A 25,546-nucleotide genomic window follows, 5' to 3' on the forward strand; every position below is an offset into this window, starting at 1 on the left:
ATGTTGATAAGGGCAGCCTTTTTAACCGATACAGGAAAAGTCCGTCAGCATAATGAAGATGATGCAGGTATTTTTGAAGCAAAAGAAGACACACTTCTAGCTGTTGTAGCAGATGGAATGGGAGGTCATCTTGCTGGTGATGTGGCCAGCAAGATGGCAGTATCTTCTTTAAAAGAATACTGGCAAGCAACATCTTCAATCCCAAATAAACCAGCCGATCTAGAAAGCTGGTTAATCTCAAAAATTAGTGAAATTAATGACCAAGTATATGAACATGCGAGAAACAATGAGGAGTGCCAAGGAATGGGGACGACCATTGTTTGTGCACTCGTTCATTTGCAAACGGTCACAATTGCCCATATTGGAGACAGCCGCTGCTACTTACTCAGAGAAGGAGCACTGACCCAACTAACGGATGACCACTCGCTTGTCAATGAGCTTGTGAAAACAGGTGAGATTTCAAAAGCGGATGCAGAATATCATCCAAGAAAAAATGTGCTCACGAAAGCATTAGGAACAGATAAACACGTTCAAATCGATGCTCGCACCTTTGAAGTTGACCCAGGAGATCAAATCCTGCTTTGCTCAGATGGATTATCGAATAAAGTAGAAGAAGAGAATTTGATTCATATCTTAGCGCAAACGACCGCACCGGATGAAAAAGTAACAGAGTTAATTCGAACAGCGAATGACAACGGCGGTGAAGATAACATTACAGCAGTACTGTTAGAAATTCCCTCCCAAACAGAGGAGGGTGACAGCAAGTGTTGATCGGAAAAAGGATCAGCGGCCGTTATCAGATTCTTCGCGTCATAGGCGGAGGCGGAATGGCAAACGTTTATTTGGCGGAGGATATGATTTTAGATCGCGAAGTAGCGATTAAAATTTTACGATTTGACTTTGCAAGCGATGATGATTTTATTAGACGGTTCCGGCGAGAAGCGCAATCAGCAGCAAGCTTAGATCATCCGAACATTGTCAGCATCTACGATGTAGGAGAAGAAGATGACATTTATTATATTGTCATGGAATATGTCGAGGGAATGACGCTGAAGGAATACATACACGCCAATGGCCCGCTTCATCCGAAAGAAGCCGTTCGCATTATGGAGCAAGTCGTTGCGGCGATGGAAGAAGCCCATGCGAAACAGCTCGTCCACCGGGACATTAAGCCTCACAATATATTAATAGACAACATGGGGAATATCAAAGTCACTGATTTTGGAATTGCCATGGCACTCAGCTCAGCGACCATTACCCATACAAATTCTGTCCTAGGATCCGTGCACTATTTGTCTCCAGAACAAGCACGCGGAGGTCTTGCAACAAAAAAGTCAGACATCTATTCACTTGGTATTGTGCTCTATGAACTCATCTCAGGACGCATGCCGTTTGAAGGGGAATCAGCGGTTAGTGTCGCGCTGAAGCATTTACAATCAGAACCCCCATCTGTGAGAAGATGGAATCCTTCTGTTCCACAAAGCGTGGAAAACATCATTTTAAAGGCGATGGCCAAAGATCCATTTTATCGATTTGAAGATGCATCTGAAATGCAAAAAGACTTAAAAACAGCCTTCGACCCTGCAAGACTAAAAGAAAAACGCTTTGTCATTGAAGAAGATCATGAAGCAACGAAAGCCATCCCAATCATCCAAGATCATCAAGTCGGCCAAGACGTTGAAAAAACAGCCGTCCATCCTGCTCAAAAACCAAAGAAAAAAGAGAAACAAAAACCGAAAAAGAAACGAAAAAAATGGCCTTGGATTGTGGCATCAATCTTATTTATTCTGACAGCCGCGACAATTTTAGCCATCACTGTGTTTCCAGGGTTACTCTTTCCAAAAGATGTTGAGATCGCAGATGTATCGGGCATGACGGTTGAAAAAGCAGAAGACACCTTGAAGAAAGCTGGATTTACTGTCGCTGGTGAACCTATTGAGATCGCTGATGAGAAAATTGAAAAAGGGCTTGTCGTCAAAACAGATCCGAAAATCGGCACAAAGGTAAAAGAAGGAACAGAGATTCAGCTTTACGAAAGTACAGGCAAAGAAAAGACCGAATTACCTGATGTAACAGGCGAAAAGGTCGAGAAAGCAAAAGAATTATTAGAGAAAAAAGGGTTTAAACAGGTCGTTGTGGAGGAAGTGAATGATAATGACACCGAATCAGGGCTTGTCATGGAACAGCAACCTTCAGCGAATACAGAGCTTGTCGCAGCAGATGAAGAAGTGACTTTGACAGTCAGCATAGGCCCTGCCGATATTACATTAAGGGATTTAACGACGTATAGTAAACAGGCGGCATCGAATTATCTAGAGGATAATGGACTAAAGCTTGATGAAAAAGAAGCGTATTCTGATGATGTGCCAAAAGGTGAGGTCATGAAGCAGGAACCAGGAGCGGGAACTGCTGTCAAACCAGGTGATACGGTCAAAATCACATTCTCTCTTGGACCGAAGGAAAAACCGGCCAAAACGGTAACTGAAAAGATTGCGATCCCATATGAACCAGAAACAGAAGGGCAAGAAATGAATGTCCAAATTTCCATTGATGATGCAGAACACAGCATTTCTGATTTATATGAAACCTTTAAAATCAATGCCCCAACCGAACGAACCATTAAATTTAAGATTGAACCAGGTCAAAAAGGGTATTATCAGGTGACGGTTGATGATAAAGTGGTGAGCTCCAAAACGATCGAATACCCTGATGATGAATAAAGGAGGGACTTTATGCCTGAGGGCAAAATTATTAAAGCATTAAGCGGGTTTTATTATGTACTGGATGAGTCTGAAGAAAGTGGAAAAGTGATTCAGTGCAGAGCGAGAGGCATTTTTCGAAAAAATAAAATAACACCTCTTGTCGGAGATTATGTCGTCTATCAAGCAGACAACGATAAGGAAGGCTACTTATTGGAAGTAAAAGAGCGGACAAACGAGCTTGTTCGGCCGCCTATCAGTAACGTCGATCAAGCGGTGCTTGTTTTCTCAGCGATAGAGCCAACCTTTAGCACATCGCTTTTAGACAGATTTCTAGTACTTGTTGAAGCCAACCATATTGAGCCGATTATCTGCATTACAAAAATTGACTTGCTGAAAACAGAGCAAGAACGCAAAACCATTCAAGCATATGCAGAGGACTATCGGCAAATTGGATATGACGTTCATTTAACATCTACGATCGAGAGGGACGGAATTGAAAAGCTGACCCCGCACTTTCATCACAAAATAACCGTATTTGCAGGTCAGTCTGGTGTAGGCAAGTCCTCACTTTTAAATGCGATGAGCCCGGATTTGGCGCTAAAAACAAATGATATTTCATCCCATCTTGGCAGGGGAAAACATACGACAAGACATGTGGAACTCATTCGAACAGCTGAAGGACTCATTGCAGATACACCTGGTTTTAGCTCACTCGAATTTACAGGCATAGAAGCGGAAGATTTAGGTCTGTACTTTTTAGAAATCAGAGAGCGGAGTGCAGATTGTAAGTTTAGAGGCTGCCTGCACGTGAAAGAGCCAGGCTGTGCAGTAAAAGATGCGGTAGAACATGAGCAAATCAGAAAGTATCGCTATCAGCATTATTTAGAGTTTTTAACTGAAATCAAAGACAGAAAGCCGAGGTACTAAATCATGGTTTATATTGCCCCTTCCATTTTATCAGCAGATTTCGCCAATTTGGAGAAAGATATCCGTGATGTGGAACAAGGCGGAGCGGATTATATTCATATTGATGTCATGGATGGTCAATTCGTACCGAATATCACATTTGGGCCGAATGTAGTGGAAGCGATCAGGCCGCATACAAAGCTTCCGCTGGATGTTCATTTAATGATTGAACATCCAGACCGTTATATCCCTGCATTCGCAAAAGCGGGCGCTGACATCATTTCTGTCCATGTGGAGGCTTGTCCGCACTTGCACCGCACGATACAGCACATTAGAGAACAAGGTGTAAAAGCAGGGGTCGTCCTAAACCCGCACACACCTGTTTCTCAAATTGAGCATGTATTAGAGGATGTGGACCTTGTGTTATTCATGACGGTGAATCCTGGTTTTGGTGGACAAGCGTTTATTCCATCTGTCCTCACTAAGGTAAAAGAAGTGAAGGCACTTAGTGAACAAAAGGGCTTAACCGATTTACTTATTGAAATAGACGGCGGTGTCAATGTAGAAACAGCAAAGAGCTGCAAGGAAGCAGGCGCTAATTTACTTGTAGCCGGCTCAGCGGTATACGGTAAAGACAACCGCGCAGCAGCCATTCAAGCGATTCGAAAAGCGTAAAGAAAGGAACCAAAGGCATTGTGATCTTTGGTTCTTTTTACATGGAGAGGAGCGTATATCATGTACATACATATCGTAGCCGGCGGTCCTTTTGAATACATCCCGCCCCTTGAACGGGAAGCGTCTAAAGATGACATCCTCTGGGTCGGCGTAGACAGGGGAACCCTCTTCTTACTAGAGCATGGAATTTTACCTGCCAAAGCATTTGGTGATTTTGATAGTGTGACAGAAGAAGAGCTTCGCGAGCTAAAAAAGAAATTACCTGCCCTGAATGTATTTCAGGCAGAAAAAGATGAAACCGATTTAGAGCTTGCGCTTAACTGGGCCTTGCATCAGCACCCAGCCCATATTCAAATATACGGCATAACAGGCGGAAGAGCCGATCATTTTCTAGGAAATATCCATCTCCTTTACAAAGGCATTCAGCACAAGCAGACCATCACACTTGTAGACAAACAAAATATCATTCAAATGTTTGGACCTGGCACATACGAAATAAAACAAGACTTGGACAAAAAATACGTGTCGTTTCTCCCCTTTGGTACACCTGTTGAAAAGCTGACATTAAAAGGTTTCAAATATCCTCTGAAAAATTGTCATATTGAGCCTGGTTCCACACTATGTATTAGTAACGAACTCATCCACTCAAATGGTACTTTTTCTTTTCATGAAGGCATATTAATAATGGTAAGAAGCAAAGATTGACCAACCTATCAATGTGGATGGCTGATTAAGCTCAATTGTGCTGCAAGCGGTACTTTTAGGAGGGGGACAAAATGAAATTTTATACAATCAAACTGCCTAGATTTCTTGGGGGCATTGTCCGTGCGATGCTTGGTTCATTTAAGAAAGATTAATGAGTAATCTCCTTTATTTCCACATAAAAACGCCTGCTACAGTTAATTGTAGCAGGCGTTTACTCTTGCTTATACACGCTCAACTTTACCAGATTTCAAAGCTCGAGCTGATACATATACTCTTTTAGGCTTACCGTCCACTAGAATACGAACTTTTTGAAGGTTCGCGCCCCATGTACGTTTTGTAGAGTTCATTGCGTGAGAACGGTTGTTCCCAGCTTTTGTTTTTCTGCCTGTAATAACGCATTTACGTGCCATTTGTTTCCCTCCTAACTGCGAAAACATATCATATTCTTCATATACGTTCTTAGAGAAGCCTCAAGATACTTTAATAATTTACCACAGCTTCAAGGGGTTTGCAAGGATTGTTTGCTCCTCTTTCAAGAAAAACACCTTGACATCTTGATAAAAAATCAAGGCTATAGTATAAGTAGGATTGGGTCGGATTGAATGATTTCTTTTAAAAAGAAGGGTCTTATAGTAAAATAGTGATAACTCAGGGCAATTTCTCAAAAAGGGGGAACCAATGTGTCCATCGAACTTAGAACGAAATACGGACAAATTGATATATCAAATGAAGTCATTGCAATGGTGGCAGGAGGCGCTGCAATTGATTGCTATGGTATTGTTGGCATGGCGTCCAAAAATCAAATGAAGGACGGCTTGACGGATATTCTCCGCAAAGAGAACTTCAGCCGGGGTGTTCTTGTGCGTCAAAAAGAAGACAGCATTCATATTGATATGTACATCATCGTTAGCTACGGTACAAAAATATCAGAAGTCGCACATAATGTTCAAACGAAAGTCAAATATACGATTTCTCACACGATTGGACTTTCTGTTGATTCGGTCAACATTTATGTACAAGGAGTAAAAGTTACGAACCCGTAGTAAGGAGGAAATATATTGTCTATTAGAAATCTTGATGGCCGCTCATTTGCAAAAATGATTCTTGCAGGTGCTCACCATCTTTCTCAAAACGCACAAATTGTTGATGCGTTAAATGTTTTTCCAGTGCCAGACGGAGACACGGGGACAAATATGAATTTGTCGATGACTTCAGGGGCAAAAGCAGTTGAAGAAACAACTACCGATCATATTGGTAAGGTCGGGGTGGCCCTTTCAAAAGGACTATTGATGGGAGCAAGAGGAAACTCGGGTGTGATCCTGTCACAGCTCTTCAGAGGTTTCAGTAAAAATATAGAACAAAAAGAGTCGATTGATGCCAAAGAATTTGCCCTTGCCTTACAGGCGGGTGTTGATACAGCATATAAAGCCGTGATGAAACCGATTGAAGGGACCATCTTAACAGTTGCAAAAGATGCTGCAAAGAAAGCGGTTGCTGTTTCAGCGACAGAAGATCAAATTGACCGCGTGTTAGAATTAACAATTGAGGAGGCAAGAGCGTCACTTGAGCGAACGCCAGATCTGCTTCCTGTTTTAAAAGAAGTAGGCGTTGTAGATAGTGGAGGTAAAGGACTTCTTTGCGTATATGAAGGTTTCCTTGCTTCTTTAAGAGGAGAAGAGCTTCCTTCTAAAATGGCCTCTTTGCCAACCCTCAAAGAACTAGTAAGTGCAGAACATCATAAAAGTGCGCAAAGCCATATGAACACAGAAGATATTGAATTTGGCTACTGTACAGAATTTATGGTGAAATTTGAAGAAGACAAACAGTCCTTTGAAGAGAATACATTCAGAGAAGACTTAAGCGAATTCGGAGATTCACTTCTTGTGGTATCTGATGATACGCTAGCGAAGGTTCATATTCATGCAGAGCAGCCAGGAGATGTTTTGTCATATGCACAGCGCTACGGCAGCCTGATCAATATGAAAATTGAAAACATGAGAGAGCAGCATAGCTCGATCGTGAATGAAGAAAGAGATCACTCGCCTGCTGCACCAAAAGCACCCGCTGCTGAAAAACAGCGCTTCGGAGTAGTGAGTGTCGCAATGGGAGAAGGAATTGCTGACTTGTTTAAAAGTATCGGGGCTTCCGTCGTCATCGAAGGTGGACAAACGATGAATCCGAGCACAGAAGACATTGTCAAAGCAATTGATAGCATACATGCCGAAACCGTCTTTATCTTACCTAATAATTCTAATATTGTCATGGCAGCTAAACAGGCGGCAACTGTCTCAAGTCGTGAGGTCGTTGTCATTCCGACGAAGACCGTACCTCAAGGGATGTCAGCACTTCTTTCTCTAAATGAAACAGCTTCAAATGAAGACAATGAAGCAGCGATGTTAGAAGCGATTGATCATGTGAAAAGCGGCCAAATTACCTTTGCAGTGAGAGATACTCAAATTGATGGAATCGACATTGCCAAAGGCGATTATATGGGTCTATTCAACGGAAAAATCACCTTAACAGCGAAAAATCAATTAGATGCAGCCAAAGAGCTTTTGACCAAAATGGTGACAGAAGATGATGAGATTGTCACAATCATTAAAGGGGAAGACGCATCATCTGATGAGATGGAAGCGTTAGAAGCCTTTATTGAAGAAACATTTGAAGATGTAGAAGTTGAAGTCCACGATGGAAAACAGCCGCTTTATTCATATATTTTGGCTGTTGAATAACGAAAGAAGGGCAAATCAAGCCCTTCTTCTTCTTTTGCAATTTTTTACTAGGGATTCCTCGGTGAAATGAGTTGCGGGAAACGAATGAATCCATTAGTCTAAAGGAAGAAACAAACCAATACGTGAGTGGTTATGAGAGGGGAAGACCTATGAAATTTAGAAGTGTGTTTGATATTATTGGACCCGTCATGATTGGTCCATCAAGTTCGCACACAGCGGGTGCGGCTCGTATAGGAAGAGTGGCTCGCAGCTTATTCGGAAGAGAACCGAAACAAATTGTCGTTTCATTTTATGGTTCTTTTAAAGATACGTATAAAGGGCACGGTACAGATGTCGCGATTATCGGCGGTGTTCTTGACTTTGATACATTTGACGAACGAATCAAAACAGCGATTGATATTGCAAAAAGCAAGGGGATCGACATTGAATTTAAAGAAGAAGATGCAGTACCAGCGCATCCGAATACAGCAAAAGTAGAGATTTCAGATGCGAACGGAAAGCTTGAATTAATCGGGATTTCCATCGGCGGAGGTAAAATTGAAATCACAGAATTAAATGGCTTTGAGCTCAGGCTTTCAGGAAATCACCCTGCCATTCTTGTCGTTCATAACGATCGCTACGGTACAATTGCGGCAGTTGCCAATGTATTAGCGAAGTTCGCTATCAACATCGGTCATATGGAAGTGGCGCGTAAAGATGTCGGGCAAGAGGCACTGATGACAATTGAAGTGGATCAAAATATTGACCCAGCTGTCCTATCAGAGCTTGAAACGCTGCCTAACATTATTCAAGTCACACAAATTGCAGAGTAACAACAAGGAGGTAATGTATGATGTTTAAAAACGTCAAAGAACTCGTGCAGCTAACAGAAGAACGAAATACCTCCATTTCAGAAATCATGATCGCGCAAGAAATGGAAGTGACAGGGAAGTCACGTGAAGAGATATTTTCGCAGATGTATCGCAACCTAGAAGTGATGGAGCAGGCGGTTGAAAACGGACTTAAAGGTGTGAAATCATTATCAGGCTTAACAGGCGGAGATGCAGTCAAACTTCAAGCATATATCGCATCAGGCAAAACATTGTCTGGTCATACGATCTTAGATGCTGTCAGTAAAGCAGTTGCAACGAATGAAGTCAATGCAGCAATGGGGACCATCTGTGCGACGCCTACGGCAGGTTCAGCAGGTGTTGTACCTGGTACGTTATTTGCAGTAAAAGAAACATTACAGCCAACAAAGGAACAAATGGTCAGATTCCTATTCACTTCTGGCGCATTTGGTTTTGTTGTGGCCAATAATGCCAGTATCTCCGGTGCAGCAGGAGGCTGTCAGGCAGAGGTAGGCTCAGCATCAGGCATGGCGGCGGCAGCCATTGTAGAAATGGCGGGCGGCACGCCCCAGCAATCTGCTGAAGCGATGGCCATTACACTGAAAAATATGCTTGGACTTGTTTGCGATCCAGTAGCAGGACTTGTCGAGGTACCATGTGTGAAACGAAACGCAATGGGTGCATCTAATGCAATGATTGCAGCAGATATGGCACTTGCCGGCATTACGAGCCGTATTCCGTGTGATGAAGTCATTGATGCCATGTATAAAATTGGTCAAACGATGCCAACAGCTCTTCGTGAGACCGCACAAGGCGGACTCGCTGCAACACCGACAGCAAGAGAGCTTGAAAAGAAGATTTTCGGAGGTGTGACCTCATCTCGTGATACAGAAACTGCTAGATAATATCTCAGTCCTAAAAGGGATTGGAGCCGAAACAGAAAAAACCTTAAATGAACTTGGAATCCATACAGTAGCCGATTTACTCGGCTACTTTCCTTATCGATATGATGACTATGAGCTTCGCAACTTAGAAGAAGTGAAGCATGACGAACGTATCACAGTTGAAGGCAAAGTGCACAGTGAGCCCGTTCTCACCTATTATGGAAAGAAACGAAGCAGGCTGACATTCAGGCTGCTTGTCGGGCGTTTTCTCATTACGGCGATTTGCTTCAATCGCCCATATTTAAAACGAAGTCTTGTTTTAGGTGATACGGTATCAGTCACAGGAAAATGGGATAAAAACCGTCAATCCATTATGGTGCAGGAATTTAAAAAAGGGACACACGAGCAAGATGGCAGTATAGAACCTGTTTATTCGGTCAAAGAAAATGTAACGGTGAAGATGATGAGGCGCTTTGTGAAACAGGCTCTGTCGCTTTATGTAGACAAAGCCGAAGATCCACTGCCAAAGCAGCTTGCCTTGGCCTATAAACTCATGTCCTATCAAGACGCATTAAAAACCATTCATCTCCCTGAAACAAGAGACTCGCTCAAGCAAGCAAGACGCCGCTTTGTGTACGAGGAATTTTTAATTTTTCAGCTGAAGATGCAGGCGATCAGAAAGAAAGAACGAGAAAAAACATCAGGTATCCAGCATCCGTTTTCAAAAGAGGCTGTCTTTGAGTTTGTTCACGGCCTGCCATTTCCGCTGACGAAGGCACAATCAAGAGTGCTTGATGAAATTATGTCCGATATGGCGTCCCCTTATCGAATGAACCGGCTGCTTCAAGGAGATGTTGGATCAGGGAAAACAGCTGTTGCAGCCATTGCACTTTATGCTGCTCATTTATCCGGCTATCAAGGTGCGCTGATGGTGCCAACTGAAATTTTGGCAGAACAGCATGCAGATTCACTGTACCAGCTCTTTGAAAAATGGGGGCTGAATATCGCCCTGCTGACGAGCTCTGTGAAAGGAAAGCGCCGCAGAGAATTGCTGGAACGTTTGAAAGAGGGCGAGATTGATATATTAGTCGGCACGCATGCTCTCATCCAAGACGAAGTCGAATTTCAGCAGCTCGGTCTTGTCATTACAGATGAACAGCACCGGTTTGGCGTGGAACAACGGAAAAAACTGAGAAGTAAAGGGCAGGACCCAGATGTCTTGTTTATGACCGCAACACCTATTCCGCGAACACTTGCGATCACTGTATTTGGAGAAATGGACGTATCCGTCATCGATGAATTACCAGCTGGCCGAAAGCAAATCGAAACGTATTGGGTCAAGCATGACATGCTCGAGAGGATTCTTGCTTTTGTGGATAAAGAGCTGAAAAAAGGAAGACAGGCGTATATTATTTGTCCGCTCATTGAAGAATCAGACAAACTGGATGTTCAAAATGCGATTGATGTCCACAGCATGCTGACGGAGGCGTATCGCGGCAAGTGGTCGATCGGCTTAATGCACGGGAAGCTTGCAAGTGATGAAAAAGATCAGGTGATGAGAGCCTTTACTACAAATGAAGTCCAGATTCTCGTTTCGACCACAGTCGTTGAAGTAGGGGTTAACGTGCCGAATGCTACCATCATGGTCATTTATGATGCAGACCGATTCGGACTGTCTCAGCTTCACCAGCTAAGAGGACGTGTCGGCCGCGGAGAGCATCAATCATTTTGTATTTTAATGGCTGATCCGAAATCAGAGACGGGTAAAGAGCGAATGCGAATTATGTCCGAAACGACCGATGGATTTGAGCTGTCTGAAAAGGATTTAGAACTAAGAGGGCCTGGCGATTTCTTTGGCAAGAAACAAAGCGGGATGCCTGAATTTAAGGTGGCAGACATGGTCCATGACTACAGAGCACTTGAAACTGCTAGAAAAGATGCAGCAGACCTTGTGCAATCGGACGCCTTTTGGACAGATCCTGAATACAAAGAACTTCGGCAAACGCTTGTGGACAGCGGTGTGCTGGGCGGAGATAAATTAAGCTGATCGAGCTGGAGGAATTTTCTTGTCTTTTTGAAACAAGGATTGATTTATCATCTATGAGATTATATACTACTATTAGTACCTAGTCATAAATGTACGGATGGTGTCTGCATATGAAACTAAATAAAAAAGAACGTCAAAGGCTTCTCCAGCAAACGATCAGCTCGACTCCGTTCATTACTGATGAAGAATTGGCAAGTAAATTCGGTGTAAGCATTCAAACGGTTCGTCTTGATCGTTTGGAGCTGTCAATCCCTGAATTACGCGAAAGAATTAAGCATGTGGCCGAGAAGACATTAGAGGATGAAGTGAAGTCACTTCCGCTGGATGAAGTGATTGGAGAAATGATTGATGTAGAGCTTGATGACCAAGCCATTTCGATTTTAGAAGTAAGAAAAGAGCACGTATTTAGCCGAAACCAAATTGCCAGGGGACATCATCTCTTCGCCCAGGCAAATTCGCTGGCAGTGGCCGTCATTGACGATGAGCTGGCGCTGACAGCAAAAGCGAATATTAGATTTACAAGGCAGGTTAAACAAGGCGAACGAGTCGTCTCTAAAGCCAAAGTAGCCTCGCATGATAAAGAAAAAGGCAGAACCGTAGTTGAAGTAAACAGCTATGTGGGTGAGGAAGTTGTCTTCTCAGGTGACTTCGTCATGTATCGCTCAAAACAAAAGTAAAAGGTGGCACATAACATGAGAATTGCAGTCGATGCAATGGGGGGAGATCATGCCCCTAAAGCCATTATTGACGGTGTGCAAAAAAGCTTAGCAGCATTTTCAGATGTCGACATTACACTTGTCGGCGATGAAAGCAAAATCAAACCATACATAACAAATAACGAGCGCATCACGATTTTAGATGCAAAAGAAGTCATTGAACCGACAGATGAACCAGTGCGTGCAGTCAGACGTAAAAAGGATTCATCCATGGTGAAAATGGCCCAGGAAGTATCTGAAGGAAGAGCAGATGCCTGCATCTCAGCAGGAAATACGGGAGCACTCATGACAGCAGGACTGTTTATCGTAGGCAGAATCGATGGTATTGACAGACCAGCACTTGCTCCAACTTTGCCAACACTTGATGGCAGCGGGTTTTTATTACTAGATGTCGGTGCAAATGTCGATGCCAAGCCAGAACATCTGGTGCAATATGCCATGATGGGGTCTATTTACGCAGAGCGCGTCTTCCCGAAGAGCAATCCGCGCGTTGGACTTTTAAATGTAGGAACAGAAGATAAAAAAGGCAATGATTTAACGAAAAAAACCTTCGAATTACTAAAAGCATCAGACTTAAATTTCGTAGGAAATGTGGAGTCTCGTGATTTATTAGAAGGTGTAGCCGATGTCGTTGTCACAGATGGTTTTACAGGAAATATTGCGCTTAAAACGATTGAAGGCACAGCCCTTTCCGTATTTAAAATGCTGAAAGAAACATTAACATCCAGCTTTACTGCAAAAATAGCAGCTGGCATGATGAAGCCTAAATTGATGCAGATGAAATCTAAAATGGATTACTCCGAATATGGCGGTGCCGCTTTATTTGGTTTAAAGGCTCCTGTTATTAAAGCGCACGGCTCCTCTGATGAAAACGCCATTTTTCATGCAATTCGTCAGGCACGTGATATCGTTGAAAAAGACGTTTCAGCCATCATTCATCAAGAAGTCCAAAAAGAAAACACGAATGAGTCTTAATGGAGGTAGAGCAGCATGAGCAAAATTGCATTTTTATTCCCTGGCCAAGGCTCTCAAAAAATTGGCATGGGAAAAGATTTATTTGACCAAGAATCAGCATCTAAAGCTGTGTTTGAAGAAGCAGACAAGACCCTTGGTTTTGACTTATCTTCTATGATTTTTGAAGGGGAAGCAGAAGAACTGACGCTGACATATAATGCGCAGCCAGCTCTTTTAACAACAAGTATCGCCATCTTAAAGAAACTTGAAGAGAGTGGAATCAAAGCAGATTATGCAGCAGGACACAGTCTTGGTGAATACACAGCCCTCGTTGCAGCAGGCGCTCTTTCGTTTAAAGATGCTGTATACGCCGTCAGAAAACGCGGCGAATTAATGAATGAAGCTGTTCCAGCAGGTGAAGGCGCAATGGCAGCGATCCTCGGAATAGATCAAGCTTCGCTTTTGGAAGTAACAAAAGAAGTAACAGAGAGCGGTCATCTTGTAGAACTCGCTAACTTAAACTGCCCTGGACAAATCGTCATCTCTGGTACAGCAAAAGGTGTAGAACTTGCATCAGAAAAAGCGAAAGAAAAAGGCGCAAAACGTGCAATTGCACTTGAAGTGAGCGGGCCTTTCCATTCAGCTTTAATGAAACCAGCAGCTGAAAAATTCACAGATGTTCTGTCAAAACTAGACATTGCGGATGCCAAAACACCGGTCATTTCAAATGTAACAGCAGACATCGTGACATCTCGTGATAAGATTGAGACAAAGCTCATTGAACAATTGTATTCGCCTGTTCGTTTTGAAGAAAGTGTGGAACGCCTTATTGATTTAGGTGTGACAACGTTTATTGAAATTGGTCCTGGCAAAGTGCTTTCAGGTCTTGTGAAAAAGGTCAATCGCCGACTGACGACTATTTCCGTTTCAGATCAAGAAACAATTGAAGCAGCAATTCAAACATTGAAGGGGGATTCTTGATGCTTACAAATAAAACAGCCGTTGTAACAGGTGCATCACGCGGTATTGGCCGTTCCATCGCGATCGATTTAGCGAAGAATGGTGCAAATGTTGTCGTGAATTATTCAGGAAACGAAGCAAAAGCAAATGAAGTAGTGGATGAAATCAAAGCACTTGGCAAGCAGGCTTTTGCTGTCAAAGCTGATGTCTCAAATGCTGAAGAAGTACAAGCATTAATGAAACAAGCGATTGATACATTCGGCTCAATCGACATTCTTGTGAATAACGCTGGCATTACAAAGGACAACCTGCTCATGAGAATGAAAGAAAATGAATGGGATGATGTCATTAACATAAACTTAAAAGGTGTCTTTAACTGTACAAAAGCCGTGACGCGTCAAATGATGAAACAGCGAAGCGGAAGAATCATCAATGTGGCATCAGTCGTTGGCGTATGCGGAAACCCTGGACAAGCAAACTACGTTGCAGCAAAAGCTGGCGTCATTGGGTTAACGAAAACAACAGCAAAAGAGCTGGCAAGCCGCCATATTACAGTCAATGCAGTAGCACCAGGCTTTATTTCTACAGATATGACAGATAAGCTTGATGACAATGTGCAGACAGAAATGCTCAAACAAATCCCGCTTGCACGCTTTGGTGCGCCTGAAGATATTAGCAACGTTGTTGTCTTTTTAGCTTCTGAAGGAGCAGGCTATATTACAGGCCAAACCATCCAAGTGGATGGCGGAATGGTCATGTCCTAAGAAATATCAAATTTCGTTACGTTTTCTCTAGTTTTTTAAAAACGAATCAACTATAATACTTTGAGGGGAGGTGAAAGGCAATGGCAGACGTATTAGAGCGTGTATCAAAAATTATTGTAGACCGCCTTGGCGTTGATGAGGCTGACGTGAAAATGGAAGCTTCATTTAAAGAAGATTTAGGCGCTGATTCCCTTGATGTAGTTGAGCTAGTTATGGAACTTGAAGATGAGTTCGATATGGAAATTTCTGACGAAGATGCTGAAAAAATTGCAACAGTCGGTGACGCTGTGAACTACATAAATAGCCAGCAATAAGTGTAACAAAGTCCCGTCTACTTCCATGACGGGACTTTGAAAATTTATGTTAGTTTCAACACATTCAGCTGATCAATTGTCAGCCTTTTTCAGATGCTGGGAGCAATGTTTCCTTGCATGTAGAAAGAGAGACTCCATATAATCAGTATCCTTAAAGGCGATTAAGCCTACCTGGAGGTTGCTATGCCAAAACACTATAAAGACAAACAGAAACAGAGCAAAAAACTAGAGCAATTTAGAGAATTCCAGCAGCGTATTTCCGTACAGTTTAAAAATGAAAAGCTTCTATATCAAGCCTTTACACATTCCTCTTATGTGAATGAGCACCGGAAAAAACCTTACGAGGATAATGAAAGACTTGAATTTTTAGGAGATGCTGTTTTAGAATTGACCATCTCTCAATTCTTATTTGCGAAATATCCAGCGATGAGCGAGGGAGATTTAACAAAACTGAGAGCGGCGATCGTGTGTGAACCGTCACTTGTGTCACTGGCACATGAGCTGTCCTTCGGAGACCTTGTTCTTTTAGGAAAAGGCGAAGAAATGACTGGCGGCAGAAAGCGCCCCGCACTCTTAGCAGATGTATTCGAGGCCTTTATCGGGGCACTTTATTTAGATCAAGGGCTGGAACCTGTTGAACGATTTCTAGAAGGGTATGTGTATCCGAAAATTAACGACGGAGCTTTCTCGCATGTCATGGACTTTAAAAGCCAGCTTCAAGAATTTGTTCAGCGTGATGGAAAAGGTGTGCTGGAATACCGAATCCTGCATGAAAAGGGACCTGCACATAACCGGGAATTTGAAGCAAATGTATCACTTCGAGGAGAAGTGCTCGGGATTGGAAATGGCCGCTCTAAAAAAGAAGCAGAACAGCACGCTGCACAGGAAGCACTTGCTAAATTGCAGAAACATCATATGAACCAATAAAATCCCCCTCGTTATTCAGGGGGATTTCACTCTGTTTTCCATCATCTTTTTTCTCTTCATATGGTAAGATGATAGTACTTTAAATACATAAGGAGGATCACTCTCATGTTCCTCAAACGTTTAGACGTGATAGGATTCAAATCTTTTGCACAGCGAGTGACCGTGGACTTTGTCAAAGGTGTCACAGCTGTTGTTGGACCTAACGGAAGCGGTAAAAGTAATATTACTGATGCCATCCGCTGGGTACTTGGAGAACAATCGGCGAAAAGTCTCCGCGGAGGAAAAATGGAAGACATCATTTTTGCAGGAAGTGACTCAAGAAAAAGAGTCAACCTAGCAGAGGTGACTTTAACGTTAGATAACGAAGATCACTTTTTACCGATCGATTTTCACGAAGTCAGTGTAACAAGAAGGGTGTATCGTTCAGGAGAAAGTGAATTTCTCATAAACAATCAATCTGTCCGCTTAAAGGATATTATTGATCTTTTCATGGATTCAGGCCTTGGTAAGGAAGCTTTTTCTATCATCAGTCAAGGAAAGGTAGAGGAAATTCTATCGAGTAAGGCAGAAGAGAGAAGAAGTATCTTTGAAGAAGCGGCTGGTGTCTTGAAATATAAAACAAGAAAGAAAAAAGCTGAGAATAAACTGTTTGAAACGCAGGACAACTTAAACCGAGTAGAAGATATTCTGCATGAACTAGAAGAACAAGTAGAACCATTAAGAATGCAAGCATCCATTGCAAAGGACTATTTGCAAAAAAAAGAAGAGCTTGAAAATGTAGAAATCGCCCTAACCGTTCATGATATCGAAGCACTTCACGAAAAATGGACAACACTTGGAGAAGCTGTCGAGCGGTTCAAACAAGATGAAATGAAGCAGTCCACAGACATTCAAGCAAAAGAAGCCAAAATTGAAGAGTCGAGAGACCGAATTCAGGCGCTGGACGAATCCATTAATGACCTGCAAGAAGTCCTTCTGTTCACAAGTGAGGAATTAGAAAAGCTTGAAGGGAAAAAAGAAGTTCTAAAAGAACGAAAAAAAAATGCAGCCGCCAACCAAGGACAGCTGGAGGAAACGCTTGTTCGCTTAACTAAAAAGCAGGCGCTGTTAACCGAAAAGATTCAGCAGCAGAAAATCACACGGGACAGCCTGCAAAAAGAAGTGCAGCAGCTAAAAGATGAAGTGAAAACAAAACAGCATCAACTGTCACTTCACAGTGAAGATGTGGAAGGTCAAATTGAACAGCTGAAAAGCGATTATTTTGATCTGCTAAATGAACAGGCTTCAATCCGCAATGAACGTAAATTACTAGAAGAGCAGCAGCGCCAAGCGGCCATGCAGCTAGAGCGTCTAACGCAAAATAATCAGAAACATATCGAAGAACGTGTGTCTGTCAAAGAGCAGAAAACGGAAGCTGAGCAGCAGCTTTCAGAACTAGAAGAAGACATTTTGACTCAGGTGAAACGCTTTAGAGAGGCAGAACAAAAGCTTGAGCAAATGAAACGTCAATACGAAAAAAAAGAAACGACTCTTTATCAAGCCTATCAATATGTTCAGCAGGCAAATTCAAAAAAAGAGATGCTTGAATCCATGCAGGAAGACTTCTCAGGCTTTTTCCAAGGAGTGAAAGAGGTCTTAAAGGCAAAGGACCGGTTAGGCGGTATTCACGGTGCCATTGCAGAGCTGATTCAAACAGATCAGCAGCATGAGACAGCGATTGAAATTGCGCTAGGTGCAGCAACGCAGCACGTGGTTACGGAAAATGAAGCAGCGGCGAGACAGGCTATTGGTTACTTGAAGCAGCATTCCTTTGGACGTGCGACCTTCCTGCCAATGAACGTGATCAAAGAAAGAACCATTCAGTTCAGAGACGTCCAAACCGCTGAGCAGCATGCAGCGTTTATCGGCGTAGCGAGTAACCTCGTTTCTTTTGACGAAAAGTACCAAAAGGTCATTCAGAACTTGCTTGGAACCGTCCTAATTGTCAGAGATTTAAAAGGCGCCAATGAACTGGCGAAAATGCTCGGACATCGTTATCGCATCGTGACCCTTGATGGGGATGTTGTCAACCCAGGTGGTTCAATGACCGGGGGCGGCGTGAAGAAAAAGAGCAATTCCCTTCTTTCAAGAAATCGAGAGATCGAAACATTGACGAAGCAGCTCGTAGAAATGGAAGAAAAAACAACGATTCTTGAAAAAGAAACAAAAGAAACGAAGCAATCGATTGCAGCAAGTGAAACCCAATTAAATGAACTGCGTCAGCGCGGTGAGACGCTTCGAGAAAAGCAGCAAGAGCTCAAAGGGAAACTATACGAACTGCAAGTAGCAGAAAAAAATATTAACTCTCATCTAGAGATCTATGATCAAGAAAAAGCAGAATTGCAGCAGCGCTCTTCTGAACTTGCGAGTAAAGACAAAGAGCAGGTCACCCTTGAAGCCTCTATAGGTGAGAAACTGACGTCTCTTGATGAAGAGATCAACACATTAACAAAGCGTAAGCAGACCCAAAGCTCAACGAAAGAAACCATTTCTGCGGAATTAACAGAGCTGAAAATCTCGCTTGCGAAAAAAGAGCAGTCCTTAGCCAATGAACAAGAGAAGCTTTCGATCTTGATGGCTGAATTGGAAGAGGCGGAACAGACGCTGATTGAAACAAAAGAAGATCTGTCACTCTTAACAAATGAAATGTCATCAAGCTCAAGCGGAGCAGAACAGCTGGAAGAAGCTGCGAAAGAGAAGCTTGAAAATAAAAATAAAACGACAGCACTCATTTCCGAGCGTCGTAAACAGCGCCTGGCTCTTTCAGAAACATTAGAATTTGCTGAACGTGAACTCAAAGAGCAAAAACGTCTTTACAAGCAGCTCACCACAAGCTTAAAAGATGAAGAGATCAAGCTTGGCCGCATGGAGGTTGAGCTCGATAATCTTATCGCCTATTTGAACGAAGAATATGCACTTTCGTTTGAAGGAGCAAAAGAAATGTACCATCTGACATTAACGCCAGATGAAGCAAGAAAACGAGTGAAACTGATCAAACTAGCCATTGAAGAGCTTGGAACAGTGAACTTAGGCAGTATTGATGAGTATGAACGCGTGAATGAACGTTATCTCTTCTTAACAGAACAGCGAAATGATCTGACAGAAGCGAAAAATACGTTATTCCAAGTCATCGAAGAAATGGATCAAGAAATGACGAAGCGTTTCTCTGAGACATTTTCTCAAATCCGCGGGCATTTTGAATCTGTTTTCCAAGCATTATTTGGCGGGGGAAGAGCAGACCTGAAGCTGACCGATCCAAACGATTTACTCAACTCTGGCGTCGATATTGTCGCGCAGCCGCCGGGGAAAAAGCTGCAAAATTTAAGCCTGCTTTCAGGCGGAGAGAGAGCATTAACAGCGATCGCTTTACTATTTTCCATCTTAAAAGTCAGACCTGTTCCATTCTGCGTGTTAGATGAAGTAGAAGCAGCGCTTGATGAAGCCAATGTCTTCCGTTTTGCGCAATATTTAAAGAAATACAGCGAAGAAACACAGTTCATTGTCATTACGCACCGCAAGGGAACAATGGAAGAAGCAGATGTCCTGTACGGTGTCACAATGCAGGAGTCAGGCGTCTCAAAACTAGTATCCGTTAAACTAGAAGAAACGAAAGAGCTTGTCCAGTAATAAAAGGAGGTCTATGAACCAATGAGCTTTTTTAAGAAATTAAAAGAAAAATTTACGCAGCAAACCGATTCAGTATCAGAAAAGTTTAAAGATGGACTTGAAAAAACGAGAAACTCATTCCAAGGAAAAGTAAATGAACTGATTTCTCGCTATCGTAAGGTCGACGAAGACTTTTTTGAAGAATTAGAAGAAGTTCTTATCGGCGCTGATGTCGGTTTCACGACCGTGATGGAACTGATTGATGAGCTGAAAAAAGAAGTAAAATTAAGAAACATTCAAGACCCAAGTGAAGTACAGGTGGTCATCTCTGAAAAGCTTGTTGACATCTACAATAGCGGAGAGGAACAAATCTCTGCGCTGAACATCGAAGACGGGCGTTTAAATATCATTTTATTTGTGGGCGTCAACGGCGTTGGGAAAACAACGACCATTGGTAAGCTTGCAAACAAGCTGAAAAATGAAGGAAAATCCGTCATATTAGCAGCAGGAGATACGTTCCGTGCCGGTGCCATTGAGCAGCTTGAAGTATGGGGAGAGCGTTCAGGTGTCCCTGTCGTCAAACAGACGGCGGGCTCTGATCCAGCAGCGGTAATCTTTGATGCCGTTCAGTCAGCAAAAGCGAAAAATGCGGATGTCCTTATCTGCGATACAGCTGGAAGACTTCAAAACAAAGTCAACTTGATGAAAGAGCTGGAGAAGGTCAAAAGAGTCATTGAGCGCGAGGTCCCAGATGCACCGCACGAAGTACTGCTTGCCCTTGATGCAACAACAGGTCAAAACGCCATGGCACAAGCGAAGGAATTTTCTAAAGCGACAAATGTGACAGGAATTGCCTTAACAAAGCTTGACGGCACTGCAAAAGGCGGAATTGTGCTTGCGATTCGAAATGAACTGAACATCCCAGTGAAGCTTGTCGGTTTAGGTGAAAAGGTGGACGATCTACAAGAGTTCGATGCAGAATCATATGTGTATGGTTTATTTTCAGACGTGATTGATCAAGAAGACTAACAAAAATGCCGGCTAAGTTGCTGGCATTTTTGTTTATACACCGCCTCATGAAGTGACAAGATAAAAACTTGACACACAGGAGAGAACCGTGTAAACTTAGTTGATGTAAAGGGAATGAACTTAACAAAGGGGAGAGAGCCCATGACGCTTGAAAAAACAACGAGAATGAACTACTTGTTTGACTTCTATCAATCGTTGTTGACCGCAAAGCAAAAGAGCTACATGTCGCTTTACTACCTAGACGATTTTTCCCTCGGTGAAATTGCGGATGAATATGAAGTATCAAGACAGGCTGTTTATGATAATATTAAACGGACTGAAGCGATGCTCGAACAATATGAAGAAAAGCTGCTCTTGTTTAAGAAATTTAAAGAGCGTAAAGAACTTCTCAATAAACTGAGAGAGCTTGTAGCAGATTCCCCGCAAAAGGAAGAAGCAGAAGCTTTAATTGAATCGCTTGAGAAATTAGATTAGGAGGCGGCACAGTATGGCATTTGAAGGATTAGCCGACCGACTGCAGCAGACGATTTCAAAAATCCGCGGCAAAGGAAAAGTGTCAGAGCAAGATGTAAAAGAAATGATGCGCGAGGTACGCCTTGCCCTTCTTGAAGCTGACGTCAATTTTAAAGTAGTCAAAGACTTTGTGAAAAAAGTAAGCGAGCGGGCAGTTGGACAAGAGGTCATGCAAAGTCTTACCCCTGGACAACAGGTCATTAAAGTTGTAAAAGAAGAACTCACTGAATTAATGGGCGGGGAAGAGAGTAAAATCGCTGTGGCGAAAAAATCTCCGACAGTCATTATGATGGTCGGTCTTCAAGGGGCAGGTAAAACGACCACAACTGGGAAACTTGCCAATTTACTTCGCAAAAAACATAATCGCAAGCCGATGATGGTGGCTGCAGATATTTACAGACCGGCAGCGATCCAGCAGCTTCAAACCCTTGGGAAACAGCTTGATATGCCAGTGTTTTCATTAGGTGATCAAGTAAGTCCTGTCGAAATTGCCAAACAGGCAATTGAAAAAGCGAAAGAAGAACACCACGATTATGTCATTTTAGATACAGCAGGACGTCTTCATATCGATGAGGAATTGATGGATGAACTTCAGAAAGTAAAAGAAGTAGCAAATCCAGAAGAAATTTTCCTTGTTGTTGACTCTATGACAGGTCAAGATGCTGTCAATGTAGCAAAAAGCTTTAATGAACAGCTTGGCTTAACAGGTGTCGTTCTAACGAAACTAGACGGTGATACAAGAGGCGGAGCAGCACTTTCGATTCGTGCTGTCACAAATACGCCGATTAAATTCGCTGCACTAGGAGAAAAGCTTGATGCGATTGAACCATTCCACCCGGAGCGGATGGCATCAAGAATTCTTGGCATGGGAGATGTGCTCACACTTATTGAAAAAGCACAGGCAAACGTTGACCAAGATAAGGCGAAAGAACTTGAACAAAAAATGAGGACCATGAGCTTTACGCTTGATGATTTCCTCGAGCAGCTTGGCCAAGTTCGTAATATGGGTCCACTTGATGAGCTGATCCAAATGATGCCGGGAGCCGGTAAAATGAAAGGGCTCAAAAACGTCCAAGTAGACGAAAAGCAGCTCAATCACATCGAAGCGATTATTAAATCAATGACGACCGAGGAAAAAGAACAGCCAGAGGTCATTAATGCAAGCCGAAGAAAACGGATTGCAAAAGGAAGCGGAACATCTGTACAGGAAGTCAATCGCCTTTTAAAGCAATTTGACGAAATGAAAAAGATGATGAAGCAAATGACCAACATGTCCAAAGGAAAGAAAAAAGGCTTTAAATTACCATTTATGTAATTGGTTATACATGATAAAACCGTTGTTAAGAAAAAACACTTTACAAACCCTTTTATCATTGTTAATATACTATCTTGTTGAAATATTTTCGGAGGTGCTAGTAAAATGGCAGTAAAAATTCGTTTAAAACGTATGGGATCAAAAAGATCTCCTTTCTATCGTATTGTTGTAGCAGATTCTCGTTCACCACGTGACGGTCGTTTCATTGAAACAGTTGGAACTTACAACCCAGTGTTATCACCAGCTGAGGTGAAAATCAACGAAGAATTAGCGCTTAAATGGCTTCAAAATGGTGCGAAACCATCTGATACAGTTCGCAACCTTTTCTCAAGCCAAGGAATTCTTGAAAAATTTCATAATGCGAAAAACAGCAAATAATGAATGAGCTGTCCTTGGAAGAATTGATTGTGTCCATCGTCGAGCCACTTGTTGATTTCCCAGAAGATATTCATGTATCTTCATTAGAAAAAGATGAGCAGGTGATTTACACACTGTCTGTCAATGCCGAAGATACCGGAAAAGTGATCGGAAAGCAGGGGCGTACAGCAAAAGCGATACGAACAGTCATTTTTGCAGCAGGTGCAGAGTCTTCTAAGAAAGTTCAACTTGAGATTGCTGACTAAAAAGGGAGAGGGCTTAGGACCTCCCCTTTTTTTACACGTTTAAATCTATTTTTCGTTATACTGTAGAGGACAAATGCCTTCGGATAGGGGGACAAAAAGGAAGATGCAGATCATTCAACATGTCACCGTGATGCAAGTATTAACTGAAAGCAGTAAGGACAAACTGTTAACGACTTTTTTGGAGAAAAAAGAAAGACTAGAACGTGAATGCAATCAGCTATATTTTCAACTAAAGAAGCATGAAAAAGAACCACATCAGCAAGAAGCCATCCCTCAATTTCAAAAAGCCATTGATAAAAGGCAAGAGAAAATCAGACAAATTGATTTTCAAGTAGAGCAGCTGCATATCTTGCCGCTTGGAAGTGAAATGAAAGAAACAGAAGTGGATGCGCTGGTTGAAGTGAAAATAGGTGATAAATGGGATGACAAAATGCAAGATAATGTCATTGTCGTCAAAGACGGCACCATTGTTGAAATACGTCAGGGGTGATTGAGAACATGGAGCTAGATTGGTTGAATGTCGGAAAGATCGTCAATACACACGGAGTGCGCGGTGAAGTGCGCGTTGTGTCAAAGACCGATTTCCCGGAAGAGCGCTACAAAAAAGGAAGCGTCCTCTATATTTTTAAGCAAGGTCAAAAGGACCCGCTGAAAGTCACTATAGCATCACACCGGCAGCACAAACAGTTTGATTTGCTCACATTTGAAGAAATAGGCTCTTTAAATGAAGCAGAGCAATTGAAAGAATCAATTTTAAAAGTAGAAAAAGAACATCTCGTTTCATTAGATGAAGGAGAGTTTTATTTCCATCAAATCATTGGCTGTGAAGTATACGATGAAAAGGACAAACTCATCGGCCACATCAAAGAGATTTTAACGCCGGGGGCAAATGATGTCTGGGTCGTTGAAAGAAAAGGAAAAAAGGATGCCCTTATACCTTATATTCCACCTGTCGTCAAAAAGATCGATATCTCATCCAAAACAGTACACATTGAAGCGATGGAAGGACTCATTGACGAATGAAAATTGACTTTTTAACGCTTTTTCCTGAAATGTTCGAAGGAGTGCTACACTCATCAATCTTAAAAAAAGCACAGGAAAAAGAAGCTGTCTCATTTCATGTCGTCAATTTTAGAGAGTATTCGGATCATAAGCATAAAACAGTGGATGACTATCCGTATGGCGGCGGTGCTGGTATGGTACTGAAAGCACAGCCTGTATTTGATGCGGTAGAAGATTTGACGAATAAAGCAAGCAAGAAGCCCCGAATCATTCTTGTCTGTCCTCAAGGGGAAAGATACACACAAAAGAAGGCAGAAGAGCTTGCAAAAGAAGAGCATCTTATGTTCATTTGCGGCCACTATGAAGGCTACGATGAGCGCATCAGGGAGCATCTTGTCACAGATGAAATTTCAATTGGAGATTTCGTTCTCACAGGCGGAGAGCTGCCGGCGATGATGATTGCAGACAGTGTGGTCAGGCTTTTGCCTCATGTGCTTGGAAAAGAAGCGTCTCACATCGAAGATTCATTTAGTACAGGTCTGCTTGAGCACCCGCACTATACAAGACCAGCCGATTATAAAGGACTAAAAGTGCCGGATGTGCTCCTCTCTGGAAATCATGCCAAAATTGAAGAGTGGCGGCGCAAAGAATCCTTGAAGCGAACCTATACAAGACGGCCAGATTTGATTGATTCATGCAAAACTTTAACGGATGAAGAAAAAAGATGGCTTTGGCAGCTTCATAATGACTAGATTGTATTGCACAGGGCATAGAGGTATGGTATGATACTACTTGTGACTTGGACGGCTTGCCGATTCAAGTTTGAAAACGATGTTCCGCTGCAATGAAGAAAGAGGACATGAGCATCTGTTGGAAGGAGTTGAAAACGATGCAACATTTGATTGAAGAAATCACAAAAGAACAATTACGCACTGATCTTCCAGCGTTCCGTCCTGGTGACACTTTACGTGTACACGTTAAAGTTGTCGAGGGTACTCGTGAGCGTATCCAGATCTTTGAAGGTGTTGTAATTAAGCGTCGTGGTGGTGGAATCAGCGAAACTTTCACAGTTCGTAAGATTTCTTACGGTGTAGGCGTTGAGCGTACATTCCCTGTACACACACCAAAAATCGCTAACATCGAAGTTGTACGTCACGGTAAGGTACGTCGTGCGAAACTTTACTACCTACGTGAACTTCGCGGTAAAGCGGCTCGTATCAAAGAAATCAGACGATAATGATATCAAAGGAAAGAGCTTGTTACCCGTAACAGGCTCTTTTTTTGTACAATGTATATAGACAAC

General features: G+C 42.5%; 28 protein-coding genes. 27 read left to right on the forward strand and 1 reads right to left on the reverse strand.

Annotated elements, in window-relative coordinates; translation table 11 throughout:
• The 6 genes from ACYH0L_RS07525 to spoVM all read left to right on the forward strand — a co-directional run bounded on the left by ACYH0L_RS07525 (nucleotide 1) and on the right by spoVM (nucleotide 5,140).
• Nucleotides 1–771 (forward strand): Stp1/IreP family PP2C-type Ser/Thr phosphatase, encoded by a 771-nt coding sequence (locus ACYH0L_RS07525; RefSeq protein ID WP_099725898.1) that lies wholly within the window; start codon nucleotides 1–3, stop codon nucleotides 769–771.
• Nucleotides 765–2,720 carry a Stk1 family PASTA domain-containing Ser/Thr kinase gene (gene pknB / locus ACYH0L_RS07530; protein ID WP_249705499.1) on the forward strand — a complete coding sequence of 652 codons (1,956 nt, stop codon included), beginning with the start codon at nucleotides 765–767 and terminating at the stop codon, nucleotides 2,718–2,720. Before ACYH0L_RS07525 ends, pknB begins: the two co-directional genes overlap by 7 nt.
• Nucleotides 2,721–2,732: 12 nt before the next feature.
• On the forward strand, nucleotides 2,733–3,629 hold the full coding sequence (rsgA, locus tag ACYH0L_RS07535) for a ribosome small subunit-dependent GTPase A (protein WP_230031473.1): 897 nt from the start codon (nucleotides 2,733–2,735) through the stop codon (nucleotides 3,627–3,629).
• Nucleotides 3,630–3,632: 3 nt separating this feature from the next.
• Nucleotides 3,633–4,283, forward strand: a complete 651-nt coding sequence (gene rpe, locus ACYH0L_RS07540) for a ribulose-phosphate 3-epimerase (RefSeq protein WP_256499551.1) — start codon at nucleotides 3,633–3,635, stop codon at nucleotides 4,281–4,283.
• Between the two features lie 60 nt (nucleotides 4,284–4,343).
• The gene (locus ACYH0L_RS07545; protein ID WP_099725894.1) at nucleotides 4,344–4,988 is read left to right on the forward strand and encodes a thiamine diphosphokinase; all 645 of its coding nucleotides are present in this window, start codon (nucleotides 4,344–4,346) and stop codon (nucleotides 4,986–4,988) included.
• Between the two features lie 71 nt (nucleotides 4,989–5,059).
• Complete coding sequence (gene spoVM, locus ACYH0L_RS07550) at nucleotides 5,060–5,140, forward strand: stage V sporulation protein SpoVM (RefSeq protein ID WP_008354550.1); 81 nt, start codon at nucleotides 5,060–5,062, stop codon at nucleotides 5,138–5,140.
• 69 nt (nucleotides 5,141–5,209) lie between these two features.
• Here the strand turns inward: spoVM and rpmB are convergent, their stop codons facing one another.
• Nucleotides 5,210–5,398, reverse strand: coding sequence for a 50S ribosomal protein L28 (gene rpmB, locus ACYH0L_RS07555; protein WP_003212514.1), 189 nt, complete (start codon nucleotides 5,396–5,398; stop codon nucleotides 5,210–5,212).
• 270 nt (nucleotides 5,399–5,668) lie between these two features.
• Here rpmB and ACYH0L_RS07560 point away from each other — a divergent pair, with 270 nt between their 5' ends.
• The 21 genes from ACYH0L_RS07560 (at nucleotide 5,669) to rplS (ending at nucleotide 25,480) form a co-directional block, all read left to right on the forward strand.
• Nucleotides 5,669–6,031: an Asp23/Gls24 family envelope stress response protein gene (locus ACYH0L_RS07560; protein ID WP_099725893.1), complete on the forward strand. Its 363-nt coding sequence runs from the start codon at nucleotides 5,669–5,671 to the stop codon at nucleotides 6,029–6,031.
• Between the two features lie 15 nt (nucleotides 6,032–6,046).
• Complete coding sequence (locus ACYH0L_RS07565) at nucleotides 6,047–7,720, forward strand: DAK2 domain-containing protein (RefSeq protein ID WP_256499552.1); 1,674 nt, start codon at nucleotides 6,047–6,049, stop codon at nucleotides 7,718–7,720.
• Nucleotides 7,721–7,869: 149 nt separating this feature from the next.
• Nucleotides 7,870–8,532, forward strand: coding sequence for an L-serine ammonia-lyase, iron-sulfur-dependent subunit beta (gene sdaAB, locus ACYH0L_RS07570; RefSeq protein WP_099725891.1), 663 nt, complete (start codon nucleotides 7,870–7,872; stop codon nucleotides 8,530–8,532).
• 20 nt (nucleotides 8,533–8,552) lie between these two features.
• The gene (gene sdaAA / locus ACYH0L_RS07575) at nucleotides 8,553–9,455 is read left to right on the forward strand and encodes an L-serine ammonia-lyase, iron-sulfur-dependent, subunit alpha (protein ID WP_099726000.1); all 903 of its coding nucleotides are present in this window, start codon (nucleotides 8,553–8,555) and stop codon (nucleotides 9,453–9,455) included.
• Complete coding sequence (recG, locus tag ACYH0L_RS07580) at nucleotides 9,433–11,481, forward strand: ATP-dependent DNA helicase RecG (RefSeq protein WP_256499553.1); 2,049 nt, start codon at nucleotides 9,433–9,435, stop codon at nucleotides 11,479–11,481. Before sdaAA ends, recG begins: the two co-directional genes overlap by 23 nt.
• Before the next feature lie 110 nt (nucleotides 11,482–11,591).
• On the forward strand, nucleotides 11,592–12,158 hold the full coding sequence (gene fapR, locus ACYH0L_RS07585; RefSeq protein WP_099725889.1) for a transcription factor FapR: 567 nt from the start codon (nucleotides 11,592–11,594) through the stop codon (nucleotides 12,156–12,158).
• Between the two features lie 15 nt (nucleotides 12,159–12,173).
• Entirely contained in the window at nucleotides 12,174–13,172 is a 999-nt protein-coding gene (gene plsX / locus ACYH0L_RS07590) for a phosphate acyltransferase PlsX (RefSeq protein ID WP_099725888.1), read from the forward strand.
• A 15-nt stretch (nucleotides 13,173–13,187) separates the two neighbouring features.
• Nucleotides 13,188–14,132: an ACP S-malonyltransferase gene (gene fabD, locus ACYH0L_RS07595; RefSeq protein WP_230031477.1), complete on the forward strand. Its 945-nt coding sequence runs from the start codon at nucleotides 13,188–13,190 to the stop codon at nucleotides 14,130–14,132.
• Nucleotides 14,132–14,875: a 3-oxoacyl-[acyl-carrier-protein] reductase gene (gene fabG / locus ACYH0L_RS07600; protein WP_099725886.1), complete on the forward strand. Its 744-nt coding sequence runs from the start codon at nucleotides 14,132–14,134 to the stop codon at nucleotides 14,873–14,875. The genes fabD and fabG overlap by 1 nt, the downstream gene beginning before the upstream one ends.
• An 80-nt stretch (nucleotides 14,876–14,955) precedes the next feature.
• Nucleotides 14,956–15,189 (forward strand): acyl carrier protein, encoded by a 234-nt coding sequence (gene acpP, locus ACYH0L_RS07605; protein ID WP_003212028.1) that lies wholly within the window; start codon nucleotides 14,956–14,958, stop codon nucleotides 15,187–15,189.
• Between the two features lie 183 nt (nucleotides 15,190–15,372).
• Nucleotides 15,373–16,116: a ribonuclease III gene (gene rnc / locus ACYH0L_RS07610; protein ID WP_034317819.1), complete on the forward strand. Its 744-nt coding sequence runs from the start codon at nucleotides 15,373–15,375 to the stop codon at nucleotides 16,114–16,116.
• Between the two features lie 105 nt (nucleotides 16,117–16,221).
• Nucleotides 16,222–19,782 (forward strand): chromosome segregation protein SMC, encoded by a 3,561-nt coding sequence (gene smc / locus ACYH0L_RS07615; RefSeq protein ID WP_256499554.1) that lies wholly within the window; start codon nucleotides 16,222–16,224, stop codon nucleotides 19,780–19,782.
• 21 nt (nucleotides 19,783–19,803) lie between these two features.
• On the forward strand, nucleotides 19,804–20,790 hold the full coding sequence (ftsY, locus tag ACYH0L_RS07620) for a signal recognition particle-docking protein FtsY (protein WP_099725884.1): 987 nt from the start codon (nucleotides 19,804–19,806) through the stop codon (nucleotides 20,788–20,790).
• A gap of 141 nt (nucleotides 20,791–20,931) precedes the next feature.
• Nucleotides 20,932–21,264 carry a putative DNA-binding protein gene (locus ACYH0L_RS07625; RefSeq protein ID WP_099725883.1) on the forward strand — a complete coding sequence of 111 codons (333 nt, stop codon included), beginning with the start codon at nucleotides 20,932–20,934 and terminating at the stop codon, nucleotides 21,262–21,264.
• 13 nt (nucleotides 21,265–21,277) lie between these two features.
• The gene (ffh, locus tag ACYH0L_RS07630; protein ID WP_230031480.1) at nucleotides 21,278–22,618 is read left to right on the forward strand and encodes a signal recognition particle protein; all 1,341 of its coding nucleotides are present in this window, start codon (nucleotides 21,278–21,280) and stop codon (nucleotides 22,616–22,618) included.
• Nucleotides 22,619–22,723: 105 nt separating this feature from the next.
• Complete coding sequence (gene rpsP / locus ACYH0L_RS07635) at nucleotides 22,724–22,996, forward strand: 30S ribosomal protein S16 (RefSeq protein ID WP_003212139.1); 273 nt, start codon at nucleotides 22,724–22,726, stop codon at nucleotides 22,994–22,996.
• Nucleotides 22,996–23,241, forward strand: a complete 246-nt coding sequence (locus ACYH0L_RS07640) for a KH domain-containing protein (RefSeq protein WP_099725881.1) — start codon at nucleotides 22,996–22,998, stop codon at nucleotides 23,239–23,241. Before rpsP ends, ACYH0L_RS07640 begins: the two co-directional genes overlap by 1 nt.
• A 103-nt stretch (nucleotides 23,242–23,344) precedes the next feature.
• Nucleotides 23,345–23,731, forward strand: coding sequence for a YlqD family protein (locus ACYH0L_RS07645; protein ID WP_024424191.1), 387 nt, complete (start codon nucleotides 23,345–23,347; stop codon nucleotides 23,729–23,731).
• A gap of 8 nt (nucleotides 23,732–23,739) precedes the next feature.
• On the forward strand, nucleotides 23,740–24,264 hold the full coding sequence (rimM, locus tag ACYH0L_RS07650; RefSeq protein ID WP_256499555.1) for a ribosome maturation factor RimM: 525 nt from the start codon (nucleotides 23,740–23,742) through the stop codon (nucleotides 24,262–24,264).
• Nucleotides 24,261–24,995, forward strand: a complete 735-nt coding sequence (gene trmD / locus ACYH0L_RS07655) for a tRNA (guanosine(37)-N1)-methyltransferase TrmD (RefSeq protein WP_099725879.1) — start codon at nucleotides 24,261–24,263, stop codon at nucleotides 24,993–24,995. Before rimM ends, trmD begins: the two co-directional genes overlap by 4 nt.
• A gap of 137 nt (nucleotides 24,996–25,132) precedes the next feature.
• Nucleotides 25,133–25,480, forward strand: a complete 348-nt coding sequence (gene rplS / locus ACYH0L_RS07660) for a 50S ribosomal protein L19 (RefSeq protein ID WP_003212364.1) — start codon at nucleotides 25,133–25,135, stop codon at nucleotides 25,478–25,480.
• Nucleotides 25,481–25,546 lie beyond the last annotated feature (66 nt).

It is taken from the genome of Bacillus sp. MC1252, from assembly GCF_056838025.1.

Excerpts from the sequence above, each read along its gene's own strand:
- rnc (WP_034317819.1), top strand. The coding sequence starts at position 15,373 with ATGCCAAAACACTATAAAGACAAACAGAAACAGAGCAAAAAACTAGAG.
- fabD (WP_230031477.1), top strand. The coding sequence starts at position 13,188 with ATGAGCAAAATTGCATTTTTATTCCCTGGCCAAGGCTCTCAAAAAATT.
- rimM (WP_256499555.1), top strand. The coding sequence starts at position 23,740 with ATGGAGCTAGATTGGTTGAATGTCGGAAAGATCGTCAATACACACGGA.
- ftsY (WP_099725884.1), top strand. The coding sequence starts at position 19,804 with ATGAGCTTTTTTAAGAAATTAAAAGAAAAATTTACGCAGCAAACCGAT.
- rplS (WP_003212364.1), top strand. The coding sequence starts at position 25,133 with ATGCAACATTTGATTGAAGAAATCACAAAAGAACAATTACGCACTGAT.
- plsX (WP_099725888.1), top strand. The coding sequence starts at position 12,174 with ATGAGAATTGCAGTCGATGCAATGGGGGGAGATCATGCCCCTAAAGCC.
- ffh (WP_230031480.1), top strand. The coding sequence starts at position 21,278 with ATGGCATTTGAAGGATTAGCCGACCGACTGCAGCAGACGATTTCAAAA.
- acpP (WP_003212028.1), top strand. The coding sequence starts at position 14,956 with ATGGCAGACGTATTAGAGCGTGTATCAAAAATTATTGTAGACCGCCTT.
- trmD (WP_099725879.1), top strand. The coding sequence starts at position 24,261 with ATGAAAATTGACTTTTTAACGCTTTTTCCTGAAATGTTCGAAGGAGTG.
- rpsP (WP_003212139.1), top strand. The coding sequence starts at position 22,724 with ATGGCAGTAAAAATTCGTTTAAAACGTATGGGATCAAAAAGATCTCCT.
- ACYH0L_RS07625 (WP_099725883.1), top strand. The coding sequence starts at position 20,932 with ATGACGCTTGAAAAAACAACGAGAATGAACTACTTGTTTGACTTCTAT.
- sdaAA (WP_099726000.1), top strand. The coding sequence starts at position 8,553 with ATGTTTAAAAACGTCAAAGAACTCGTGCAGCTAACAGAAGAACGAAAT.
- ACYH0L_RS07645 (WP_024424191.1), top strand. The coding sequence starts at position 23,345 with ATGCAGATCATTCAACATGTCACCGTGATGCAAGTATTAACTGAAAGC.
- smc (WP_256499554.1), top strand. The coding sequence starts at position 16,222 with ATGTTCCTCAAACGTTTAGACGTGATAGGATTCAAATCTTTTGCACAG.
- spoVM (WP_008354550.1), top strand. The coding sequence starts at position 5,060 with ATGAAATTTTATACAATCAAACTGCCTAGATTTCTTGGGGGCATTGTC.
- ACYH0L_RS07640 (WP_099725881.1), top strand. The coding sequence starts at position 22,996 with ATGAATGAGCTGTCCTTGGAAGAATTGATTGTGTCCATCGTCGAGCCA.
- ACYH0L_RS07545 (WP_099725894.1), top strand. The coding sequence starts at position 4,344 with ATGTACATACATATCGTAGCCGGCGGTCCTTTTGAATACATCCCGCCC.
- fabG (WP_099725886.1), top strand. The coding sequence starts at position 14,132 with ATGCTTACAAATAAAACAGCCGTTGTAACAGGTGCATCACGCGGTATT.
- rsgA (WP_230031473.1), top strand. The coding sequence starts at position 2,733 with ATGCCTGAGGGCAAAATTATTAAAGCATTAAGCGGGTTTTATTATGTA.
- rpmB (WP_003212514.1), bottom strand. The coding sequence starts at position 5,398 with ATGGCACGTAAATGCGTTATTACAGGCAGAAAAACAAAAGCTGGGAAC.
- fapR (WP_099725889.1), top strand. The coding sequence starts at position 11,592 with ATGAAACTAAATAAAAAAGAACGTCAAAGGCTTCTCCAGCAAACGATC.
- sdaAB (WP_099725891.1), top strand. The coding sequence starts at position 7,870 with ATGAAATTTAGAAGTGTGTTTGATATTATTGGACCCGTCATGATTGGT.
- rpe (WP_256499551.1), top strand. The coding sequence starts at position 3,633 with ATGGTTTATATTGCCCCTTCCATTTTATCAGCAGATTTCGCCAATTTG.
- ACYH0L_RS07525 (WP_099725898.1), top strand. The coding sequence starts at position 1 with ATGTTGATAAGGGCAGCCTTTTTAACCGATACAGGAAAAGTCCGTCAG.